The organism is bacterium (assembly GCA_039961635.1).
In the GTDB taxonomy this organism is placed as follows: Bacteria; 4484-113; 4484-113; order JAGGVC01; family JAGGVC01; genus JABRWB01.
On record JABRWB010000084.1, the window covers coordinates 38,319 to 46,625 of the forward strand.

At 59.6% G+C, this 8,307-nt stretch carries 8 protein-coding genes; 5 read left to right on the plus strand and 3 right to left on the minus strand.

Going from position 1 to position 8,307, the window contains the following annotated elements; genetic code table 11:
• Positions 1-3: 3 nt before the first annotated feature.
• Together HRF49_11420 and HRF49_11425 are read left to right on the plus strand one after the other, a co-directional pair.
• Positions 4-1,065 carry an endo alpha-1,4 polygalactosaminidase gene (locus tag HRF49_11420; GenBank protein MEP0815256.1) on the plus strand — a complete coding sequence of 354 codons (1,062 nt, stop codon included), beginning with the start codon at positions 4-6 and terminating at the stop codon, positions 1,063-1,065.
• Between the two features lie 40 nt (positions 1,066-1,105).
• Positions 1,106-2,026 (plus strand): NYN domain-containing protein, encoded by a 921-nt coding sequence (locus HRF49_11425; protein MEP0815257.1) that lies wholly within the window; start codon positions 1,106-1,108, stop codon positions 2,024-2,026.
• A gap of 309 nt (positions 2,027-2,335) precedes the next feature.
• On the opposite strand, the gene HRF49_11430 is transcribed toward HRF49_11425, so the two are convergent.
• A complete protein-coding gene (locus HRF49_11430; GenBank protein MEP0815258.1) occupies positions 2,336-3,670 on the minus strand; it encodes a GTPase in 1,335 nt (444 codons plus the stop codon).
• A 299-nt stretch (positions 3,671-3,969) separates the two neighbouring features.
• On the opposite strand from HRF49_11430, the gene gdhA reads away from it, so the two are divergent.
• The 3 genes from gdhA to HRF49_11445 all read left to right on the plus strand — a co-directional run bounded on the left by gdhA (position 3,970) and on the right by HRF49_11445 (position 6,562).
• Entirely contained in the window at positions 3,970-5,313 is a 1,344-nt protein-coding gene (gene gdhA, locus HRF49_11435) for an NADP-specific glutamate dehydrogenase (GenBank protein ID MEP0815259.1), read from the plus strand.
• Positions 5,314-5,395: 82 nt separating this feature from the next.
• On the plus strand, positions 5,396-5,773 hold the full coding sequence (locus tag HRF49_11440) for a hypothetical protein (GenBank protein MEP0815260.1): 378 nt from the start codon (positions 5,396-5,398) through the stop codon (positions 5,771-5,773).
• Positions 5,774-5,812: 39 nt separating this feature from the next.
• Entirely contained in the window at positions 5,813-6,562 is a 750-nt protein-coding gene (locus HRF49_11445; GenBank protein ID MEP0815261.1) for a class I SAM-dependent methyltransferase, read from the plus strand.
• Positions 6,563-6,578: 16 nt separating this feature from the next.
• Here the strand turns inward: HRF49_11445 and HRF49_11450 are convergent, their stop codons facing one another.
• Positions 6,579-7,571 (minus strand): hypothetical protein, encoded by a 993-nt coding sequence (locus HRF49_11450; protein ID MEP0815262.1) that lies wholly within the window; start codon positions 7,569-7,571, stop codon positions 6,579-6,581.
• Positions 7,572-7,888: 317 nt separating this feature from the next.
• The gene (locus HRF49_11455) at positions 7,889-8,284 is read right to left on the minus strand and encodes a hypothetical protein (protein MEP0815263.1); all 396 of its coding nucleotides are present in this window, start codon (positions 8,282-8,284) and stop codon (positions 7,889-7,891) included.
• Between the last annotated feature and the right edge of the window lie 23 nt (positions 8,285-8,307).

Sequence of the window (8,307 nt, forward strand, 5' to 3'; positions counted from 1 at the left end):
CCAGTGAGAAACTCATTGAAAAAGTCGCTCGTTGAAATCCCAGGCCTTGCGGCCTCGTTCGCCGCGGCGTTGTTTGTGCTGATTTCGTGCGGAGGTGGCGGAGGAAAGCCGCCGGACGACTGGCCGCCGATAAATCCTCCTCCCCAACCCGGCCCCGCGGATTTGCGAAAGGAAAGGATGGACGCGGTTCAATCCTGGGGATACGTTTTGCAGTTCGGCGAGGACGCGACTCTTGAAGCGCTTGCGGCAACCTCGTTCGACCTGCTTGTGATTGACTACAGCGCGGACGGCGGCGACGATGGAGCGTTCTCCGCGGACGATATTGCGACGCTAAAGTCAGGCAAGGCAAACAGGATCGTACTTGCTTATTTAAGCATCGGCGAAGCAGAAGACTACCGCTGGTACTTCGATCCCGCGTGGGTGGACGAAGACGGGATGCCGCGGCTTTCCGCACCAGATTGGCTGGGTCCGACAAATCCTGATTGGCCCGGCAATTACAAGGTGCGCTATTGGGACGGCGACTGGCAGGCGCTTCTTATGGGTGACGGCGGCGGCGAAGGATACCTGGATCGGATAGCGGTTGCGGGATTCGACGGCGTGTACCTTGACATAGTTGACGCCTACGAATACTGGGGGCCGGACGGAGACGCATACGAACGCGACGACGCTGCGTTCCTGATGGCGCAGCTCGTTGCGCGGATTGCCCAGCGCGGCAGGCAACTTCGGGGCAATTCGTTCCTGGTCGTGCCCCAAAATGCGACGCATCTTTACGCGGAGCTTGAGACGCGATATCGTGACGAATACTTGGAAGCGATTGACGGAATCGGCGTGGAGGACGTTTTCTTTTTCGGAGAGCTGGACATGGACAACCCGCTTAACGTCCAAAATGACATCCTGGCAGACCTGCGCGCGCTAAGGCAGGCAGGCGAGAGAATCCTGTCCGTGGAATACCTGTCGAATCCAACGCTTCTTAACGCGTATTTCCCGCTTGCTCGTGCCGAAGGATTCGTCCCGCTTGCGGCCGGACGGGAGCTGGACGCCATCCCCTCGCCCCCGCCTTCGTAATCTGATACAATTGTTCCGAGACCTTCTCAAGGGGTGCGTGATGGAACATACCTTTCCTGAAAAAGACATTGCCGTCGCAGCCAAGCTGATTGGAAAGCTCGCCGCGGCCCAAGCCGAATTCGGACGCATCAAAGAGGATTTCGAAAACGTCAGCGCGGAATACATCGCAGCCAAGAAGAAAACCGAGGTTCGCGGCGCGTACATCGATGTTCTCGCTGAAATCGCGCAGGAAATTGGGGAAGAGATCGACCCGCACGAGAATGAATCCTTGGGAGAGCTTGAAAGCCGCATGGAGAAATCTCGTGAGGTCCATGATGCCCTTCAAAAGGAAATCTCACGCTTGACCGAGCTCGCGGACAAATTGAAGTCCAATTCGCCCGAACTATACGAGCTTGCCGCATCATACGGCAAAGGGGAAGAATCGCCGCAGAAACCAAAGAAAGAGGCGCCAGCTCCGGAGCCCGCGGCGCCGCGCCCGCAGGTCGACCGCAATCCGGCAAAGCTCAAGGAAGTGTTCGAACTCGACCGGCTGAAGGCCAACCGCCAGCTAAAGAAAAGGGGCAACGTTTCCCCCACTCTCGTTTTCGACGCGTTCAACGTTATCCAGCTTGTAAAGCGCTACCAACCCAACGCGTTCCGCTCACTCGACGAATGCCGCGACGTGCTGGTTTGCGACCTCGATTATCTCGCGGGCCAGCTCGGCATCCCGATTTCCGTCGTTTTCGACACGGCATACGCGACGCAGGAGAAAATCGAAAACGAACTTAAAATACTCGCTTCGAACAGCCGCACCAGCCCGGACAAATCCGCCGGCGACCGTCAGATCATCAGGCTGCTGGAGGAAGCGCAGCTTGAGCGCAAGCCGATGGTTTTGGTTACGAACGACGCTTCGCTTACGCGCGACGCGCATCCAACCGGCGCGATCCTCTTGACACTGCAGGAAGTGTTCCGGGACGCGTAATTCATTGCATTCGCTGAACGTGGTGCAGTTCCGAATATTCTAAACCTGGCATTGAAAGGCGTTACTTCGCCGTTTTTCCCGCGCGGCCTCGGACTTGAGCTTCACAATCCATTCATGAAACTCTTCGGAGCGCTTCCGCCAGTAAACGGCTCTCTCTACGTAGGACAACGCCATTAGCTTTTCGCGCAACTGTGCCGCTCCGCGGCGCTTCATTCTCACGCATTCCGCTTTTTCTTATTTCTTAGCGCGTCACCGCCGACCTTCGCTGACAAATAGAAACTCTACCCGGTGCTGGGCCGGGGAAATTCCCTACCCCGCCCCGGCGCCTTCCTTCCCCAGCGCGCCCAGCACCGCGGCCTCCAGCGCAGCCGTGCCCTTCTCCGCAAGCGAATAGCGCACGCGCACCGTCGGATGCTTGATATTGATCACGCGCGACAAATCTATCGGCGTGCCGATAAGCACCGCGTCGCACGGCGCCGCGTTTATCGTCGCCTCCAGCTCCTCGAGCTGCGTCTTGCTGTACCCAAGCGCGGGCACGACGTCGGAAAGCTGCGGCCATTTGATGTACGCGTCGCGCATCGTTCCGACCGCGTACATCTTCGGGCGCACTATTTCCGCCGCTCCGAAATGCCGCGCCGCGACGTGCCCCGCGCCGATGCTCATATTCCCGTGAGTCAGCGTCGGCCCGTCCTCGACGACGAGCACCCGCTTGCCCGCGACCGCGGCGGGGTCGTCCACCGTGACCGGACTCTCGGCCTCGATGATTTTCGCCCTCGAATTGCGCGCCGCGATATTTGCTTTGACCGTTTCCACTTGCTCACGCGTCGCGGAATCCACTTTGTTGATCACAACCAAATCCGCGATGCGCATGTTCACCTCGCCAGGATAGTGCGACACCTCGTTGCCTGCGCGCAGCGGATCGGTTACGCAGATGGTCAAATCGCTCTTGAAAAACGAGAAGTCGTTGTTCCCGCCGTCCCACAGTACGACCTCGGCTTCCTTTTCCACCTCGCGGATGATGTCGCCGTAGTCCACGCCCGCCCATACCGTGTTGCCCGCGGCGATGTGCGGCTCGTACTCCTCCATCTCTTCTATCGTGCACTTGTGCTTCGCCAGATCCTCGACCGACCCGAACCGCTGAACGCGCTGCGCTTCGAGGTCTCCGTACGGCATGGGATGCCGGATGACCGCGATTTTCTTCCCCGCGTTCTTCAGGATTTCAGCGACGCGCCGCGTGGTCTGGGATTTGCCGCAGCCGGTGCGCACCGCGACGACGCTTATTACCGGAATGTTAGCTTTAAGTTGCGTCTGCGCCTGCGACAGCACAGCGAAGTTCGCACCCGCAGCCAGCACCCGGCTGCCGATCCCCATCATTTCAACGTAAGAGACATCGCTGTAGCTGAAAATGCAAAGCGTGACGCCGTGTTCGGCAATCAGCTTTTCCAGATTCTCGAAATCGGTAATCTGAATCCCGTCGGGATAGAGCTTCCCCGCAAGCGACGCGGGATAGCGCCGGTCGTTTATGAACGGGATTTGGCTCGCGGTGAACGCGACAACGTTGTAGCGCTCGTTGTTCCGGAAATAAACGTTGAAATTGTGAAAGTCCCTTCCCGCCGCACCAATGATTATTACGTTTTCCTTCATTGCAAACTCCTGGCAGATGGTTTTTCGATCCCCTTTCAGCCGCAAAGCGCGCGTTCGCCCGTAATCAAAGCTAAATCTCAACGCTATTTGGCGGATCGGGGATATCCACCCGCCTTCGTTCGGCTCCTGCCAGGGGAAAGCGGCACCCGTCCTGGATTGTATCTTTGGAACCGGCGCTGGTCAACTTGCGAAAGTAAGAACGTATATAATCTTGGCCGGATTGGAACGCCGCATATGCGGCTAATGTCGGGGATATGCTCCGGCGGTGCCAATTCGACAGTTTCGCTTGGAGATTGTGAATGCCCAAAACCGTTGAAGAATTTATGCAGCCCATCGAGGCGAAACATCCGGGCGAGCCGGAGTTTCACCAGGCCGTGCGCGAGGTCGCGGGTTCGATCCTGCCTATACTTGACCGCCACCCGAAGTTCGTCGAAGAGCGGATATTCGAAACTATGACAGAGCCGGAGCGGATCATCATTTTCAGGGTGCCCTGGGTCGACGACGAAGGAAAAGTGCAGATCAACCTCGGCTACCGCGTCCAGATGAACAGCTCGATCGGCCCGTATAAGGGCGGACTGCGGTTTGACAAAAGCGTCAACCTGTCGATCCTCAAGTTCCTGGCGTTCGAGCAGGTGCTCAAGAACTCGCTCACGACGATGCCCATCGGCGGCGGCAAAGGCGGCGCGGACTTCGACCCGATCGGCAAAAGCGATCGAGAGGTTATGCGCTTTTGCCAATCATTTATGACCGAGCTTGTCCGCTACATCGGCCCGGACATTGACGTCCCCGCGGGCGATCTCGGCGTCGGCACGCGGGAAATCGGCTACCTCTTCGGTCAGTACAAGCGCGTCGGACGCGCGTTTCACGGCGTCCTGACCGGCAAAGGGCCGGAATGGGGCGGCAGCCTTATCCGGCCCGAAGCGACGGGCTACGGCGTCGTATATTTCGCCGGCGAAATGCTGCGCTTGAAAGGCGACGGAATCGACGGCAAAACGTGTCTTGTGTCCGGTGCGGGAAACGTGGCCCAGCACACCGTAGAGAAGATCATCCAGCTCAACGGCAAGGTTATCGCGATGAGCGACATCCGCGGCTCCATTCACGACAGGGACGGAATCGACCAAGAAAAGCTCGAATGGATCAAGAAGCTGGTTTTCGAGCGCCGAGGCTTCCTGTCGGAGTATGCGGAAAAATTCAAGTGCGATTATTACCCCGGCAAAAACGTCTGGCATATTCCCGGCGCGCAGCTGGCATTTCCCTGCGCGACGCAGAACGAACTCGGCCTGGACGACGCGAAAGCGCTCGTCTCCAACGGCGTTTTTCTCGTCTGCGAAGGTGCGAACATGCCCACGACGCTTGAAGCGACCCGGTATCTGCAGTCAAACGGAGTCCTTTTCGCACCAGGCAAGGCGGCCAACGCCGGCGGCGTCGCGGTGAGCTGCCTTGAAATGGCGCAAAACGCAGAGCACATGATGTGGCCGCGCCAGGAAGTCGAAACCAGGCTGTTCGAAATAATGACCAACATTCACCGGAACGTCGTCCGCACGGCGGAGGAATACGGCAGGCCCGGCAATTACGTGGACGGGGCCAACATTGCAGGCTTCCTGAAGGTCGCAAGCGCCATGTTGTCACAAGGCGTGGTTTAGCCCCAATTGGTTGCGCCCGCTTGCGGCGCGGCTTATCTTGAACCTGCCGTCCGGCTGGCGGCAGGTGACAGGAGTGATTGGAATGTCGAAATTAATCGGTTATCTGGATGGGGCGGATTCCTACTGGCTTACCGCCCTCGCGGTGGCGGGCTGCTACGCGCTGCCGCTGTCCAACGGCTGGGACGGGCACGGACTCAACATCCAGCTCCTTCACGGTGAGCGCAAGCCCGACCTTGTTATCGGATATCTGCACAAGTTGATTCCCACCCCCGACGCGGATATGACGATAAACGACCTTCTTTACAGAACGAAAGTATTCAACATCCCGGTCTTCATCGTCTGCCCGAAGGAGCTTCACGAGAAGGCGCGCGAAATCGCCCCCGACCTGCCGCCGAATGCGGAGCTAGTAGACCCGTTCGACGTCGTGGAGAAGGCCCGCGCGCTCCTCTGCAATGAGTAATTCCCCGCGCCTCGAGCACGCGAAAACGGGCGGTGCCGGATGACCGAGTGGTGGAAAGCGCTGTACGAACGGCCCGTATACCTCGAGGTCTATCAGGCCGAGGACATCGAAATCGCCGCGGGCGAAATCGAATCGCTCGTTTCCGCGTTCAAAATTTCCCCGCCGCTTTCGATTCTCGACTGCCCCTGCGGATACGGCCGCCACGCTCTCGAACTCGCAGCCCGCGGCTTCGCCGTTTCAGGCGCGGATCTATCGCCGCTGCAAATCGAAGAAGCGAACCGCCTTGCTTCGGAGCGCGGCCTTTCCGCGGACTTCCGCGTCGCGGACGCGCGCGCCCTGCCCTGGCCCGACGGTACTTTCGACCTTTCGCTGAACATGTTCCTCTCGCTCGGATACTTCGACATCGAATCCGAGAACCAACGCCAGCTCGACGAACTCGTGCGCGTCACGAAGCAGGGCGGAAGGATCGTCATCGACCAGTGGAACCGCGAGCACGAGATCCGCTCGTTCGGAAACGAGCAACAGGAAGTGACGGATGCCGGCGTCAGAATCAGGAAAGAGTGGCGGTTCGACCCGATCCCCGGCCGGATTTACTGGAAGAACACCGCGCACTTCCCGGACGGCCGCATCGAGGAATGGGAGCATTCCGTCCGCGCGTACTCCGTGCGCGAACTGTGCGATATGGTTGCGGCGTCGGGTGCATCTGTTGCAGCGCTCTGGGGCGACCTGGACGGCAGCCCGTGGGAACTGGACAGCCCGCGAACGGTTATCGTGGCGGAGAAGGATTAGATTAACACTCGAATAATTACCCCCCTCCCCATTCCATCGCAGCCACCTTCTCCAGCACATCCATCGCCGCCGACTCAGCGTCCCGCGCCACTGCCAGCGCGTCGCATGCTTCGCCAATAGCATTTTCGTCCGTCACCGGCGTCCCCCAGCTTCCGGGGAACGGGAACAGCTTCGCGACCTTCGCCATCGCTTCCGCGGCCTTCGCATACTCGCCCGCGGCGCCGTTCAGCTCCCCGCCGACGCCCGGATTCCGCTCCGCCGCCCTTGCCAGAAACGCCGCCGCGAACCGCCTGCCCTCCGCATAGCACGCCGCGTTGTACGCGTTCCCTCCGCCGTCCGCCCGCTTCGCATTGAGCGATTCCATCCACAGATCGTACGCATCCCTTCCGAACGCGTATTTCCCCCTCGGCCTTCTCCACAGCTCCAGCGCGCGGAACACGGCATGCTTGTCTCCGTCGGATTGCTTCAGCTTAACCTCGTCGGGGAACGCCAGCACGTATGCCCCCCCCGGCGCGTCCAGTTCGTCGAATTTGATCGGCGGCTGCTCCTGCCCCATGCAGCTTTTGAAGCTCTCGACAATATAGCTTTCGCCCTCGATTCCAGTCACGATGCAGAATTCGGGGATGTACGCGCCCCACAGCACGCACGGCCTGCCCGCCTCCACCTCCGCCCGCGCCAGCTCGAACGCCGTCCTGCAATGACCGCGCGTCATGTCGCTTATGAAATCCCCCGTGTGGCACTGCCCGCTGTGATACGCCAGCGTGCTTCGCCCCAGGAACCTCGCGCCCCAGCCCAGCGATTCCCAGTCCAGGATCGTCGGCCCGGAAGGGCAAAGCGTTTCGTGCGCGCACAGGTGGAACGCGTACCCGCTGTACCCCGCGACGTCCGCCGGATCGCAGGAGGCGCCCAGCGCGCGCAGGCAGCCGGTCGTCGCCGCCACCCACGAAATCCACCCGGCGGCGTACTCCACCTTCATCGGGACCTTGATTCCTTCAGGCCTGGCTTCCATCTCGTTCCTCCGGAAAAGTACGACCGTCCGGGATTATACATATATGGTTGTAGGGGCGCACTGCGTGCGCCAGTTATATGGAGTGCGCCAATTTATTGGCGCTTTGGAAGGAGGCCCGGCGGCCCCCCGGGATACCTTATCTCCCCAGCGATGAATCGCCGGAATTAAGGCGGAATTGAAATTCCGCACTCCCATATTTGGACTGGCCCGCGCAGCGGGCCTTTGTATCGGCCGCGGAATCACGCGGACTCCGTAGGCCGGGCGCTCCGCCCGGATACATCCTTCCATATAGCGACGGTCTCCAGACCGGCGCGAATTCAAATCCCGATGCTTTCCACGCGCCACGCGCCCCGGCGAAAAACAAGCCTGGCCCACGTTCCCGCAAAGTACTCGGACAGCGTCCATTCCGCGATTGAAACAACAGCCGTTCCTTCCTTCAGGTTCACGCCCGGCGCGTAAAGGCTGTAAATCTTGTCCTTCAGGCCAATTATGTCCGAGATTTCACCCGCCATGAAATAGCGGCCGCGCCTGGCGATTTCCTCGATAACAACTGGAGCACCAGCCGGGAAGAGCGGTTCGATTTTGTATTCGAATGAATTGCGCTTCAAAAAGTCCTCCATCGCGGGAGCGAACTTTTCGGGATAGATCCTGATCCTTTTCTCCAGCAAATAATGCGTGAAAAACGGCGCGGTGAAATACCGGTTCTTTTTCATCCCGCCCCCCGTCTCCCCCGCAA